The organism is Cryobacterium sp. RTC2.1 (assembly GCF_035018685.1).
In the GTDB taxonomy this organism is placed as follows: Bacteria; Actinomycetota; Actinomycetes; order Actinomycetales; family Microbacteriaceae; genus Cryobacterium; species Cryobacterium glucosi.
In genome coordinates this window covers 1-2,502 of sequence record NZ_JASJXJ010000256.1, presented here as the reverse complement: position 1 = coordinate 2,502, position 2,502 = coordinate 1, and the positions used below count along the sequence as shown (strand labels likewise).

The 2,502-nt window shown below is 60.2% G+C and carries 1 protein-coding gene; it reads left to right on the top strand.

All coding sequences use genetic code 11. From position 1 onward, the window contains the following. Positions 1 to 1,399, top strand: a 1,399-nt coding sequence (locus tag QN357_RS18565; RefSeq protein WP_323505347.1) for a magnesium transporter MgtE N-terminal domain-containing protein, incomplete at its 5' end; no start/stop codon positions are given. Positions 1,400 to 2,502: the final 1,103 nt, after the last annotated feature.

Sequence of the window (2,502 nt, the reverse complement as noted above, 5' to 3'; positions counted from 1 at the left end):
GTCGTGGTCCGCGTCATCCAGCTCGCACTGGGCCACTAGCCGCGAGCACCATATTCTCAATACCACCCCGACAACGTGCCACCTCTACCTAGCCTTGTTCGTGAAAGAAGCCACTGTGTCTAACTCTCCCGTTCCAACAACAACTAAATCCGCTCTCCGTCTTTCCCAACTCCTGCGCCATGCCGTGGTCGACAGCCAAGGAAAACAACTTGCCAAACTCGCTGACGTCATTGTTCGCCTCAGGGGAGATGACTACCCCCTCGTGACCGCGCTCGTGGTCAAAGTGGGTTCCGAAACCATCTACGTCCCGATCGCCGACGTCAGAGCCTTGGAACCCAATCGAGTCGAGCTCACCACAGCCCGCTTGAACGTGCGGGCATTCCAGCGCCGCCCGGGCGAGGTCCTACTCAACGCTGACGTCCTGGGCCACCGCCTCATCGACGTGCACATGGCCTCCCTCGTCCGTGCTCACGACATTTATCTCAGCTCCGACACCGCCACGTGGGCTGTCACAGGATTGAACGTGCACCAAACCCACTGGTGGTCCACCCGGAAGACCATCTCCACCGACCCGGCACGGGACTGGAAATCCTTTGAAGCCCTCATCGGCCACGAACCCTCGGTCCTCGTTCGCGCCCCGTTTGGGAAATTACGCCGTCTCAAAGCAGCCCAAATTGCAGACCTCATCGAAACGGCAGACGCTAAAGAGCAAAGCGAACTCCTCACTCAAGTCCACAACGACCCGGAATTCGAAGCAGACGTCTTTGAAGAACTCGACGAAGACAGCCTCACCCATCTCCTCAAATCCCGAAGTACTGCTGACGTCGCTTCTGTCCTGACCCGGATGCGGGCAGATGACGCGGCCGACGCCATCACTGACCTTCCCCAGGCGCGACGCCGGGAAGTCCTCGCTCTGCTCCCTGAACCCCAACACACCAAAGTTCTGGCCCTGCTGGGCTACCACACTGCAACGGCAGGGGGCCTCATGGGTGTGGAATACCTCGCTCTGGCGGAGCACGCGACCATCCAGGACGCCCTTGATCTCATTCGCACCTCGACAACTCAACAACCGGAAGCGCTCACCACCATTTACAGCACCGCCGACGACGGAACACTCCGTGGTGCGATCAGTATCATCCGCGCCCTCCAAACAGACCCGCACCGTCCCCTCCGCGAAGTCGCTGACCCTGATCCCGTTCACGCCGCACCACAAGATGACATCATCGACGTCACCACCCGCATGGCTGACTTCAACCTCCTCACCCTCCCGGTCCTCGACGAAAGCGGCCACATCCTCGGCATCATCACCGTCGACGACGCCCTCGAAGCCGCCCTGCCCCAGGACTGGCAACGCCGCGAACCCCAAACTCACGCCTCCCTCACCCCGGGCGCCGTGTGAGATCGTGCCGTCTTTTCGAACAGTGGCTCCTCCCAGTGAAGGATCGTCTCATCCAGAGCAGCGTTACGATTTCACTGAGATAGCGGCGGAGGAAATGGGCTCGGATCTCCGCTGACACGATCTCAGTTCCGCGCTACGTAGAGGCGATTCGGCGACACCGGCTGCGAAGTGCTTTCTTCTCTTCCCTCCGTCTCTCTTCTCACCGAATTCGTAAGGTTGACCGAGAGCTCAGGAGAATCACATCACGGGCGCTATGTTCGCCAGTGAATATTGGCTTCGTTGGGCACCACCTGTGGTGCGGGTGAGCCCCACTGTTCAGATGCGTGATTCGTATCGTTCAGCCCCACTGCCGGCGTGGTTGAGCACCACCTGAAAAGCTCCTCCCACCATGTGAGCGCCACGTGGTGGAAGGAGTACCGGCAATGGTACGGAAGATCAAAGCGAAGCAGATCCTGCAGCAGCGAAATCAGGGTTTGTCGCGACGGGCGATCGAGTCTGCTCAGGGGATGTCCCGGCACAGTATTCGGGCTGTGCTCGCTGCAACAGAGCGGCTCGGGCTCGGCTGGGACGACGTCGCGGAGTTGTCGGAGGCCGCGGTGTATTCGATGTGTCAGCGCCAACGGCCTACTATTCAACGAGCGTCGACACGATGCTGTTCCCCGGCCGCGGCGTGCATGAGAGCGTCTTCGCGCAGCCGGGCTGGGCGCCGGTGGCCTCGAAAAAGCCCCGGCTTCCCTGCACCTGGGGGAGGCGAGGAATGTGCCGGGGCTCGTTTGTTGGAGTGGGGGACTCCGCCGTCAACGGTAGGCGGGTGGGCTGAATGCCGGCTGTGCGGGACACGCGTGTGCGGTGGGAACGGCAAGGTCGGAACTGGTGATCCCGAGTGTTTCAGAACTAACGGTGAGTACTGCAATTCAAGCAGGAGGTTGTGTGACGTAGTCATGAGAATTGCTGCAGGCGAGATTCCGTCGATCTGCGAAGGCGAGAAACGGGAGTCGTGAGACGTTTTATATCTCTAGGGTTATGATGACGGCGCTCACTGAAATTCCCCAGTTCTGCTCACTGAAATTCCCCACTCCGGGTCGCTTCCGCTCATAGAAGCG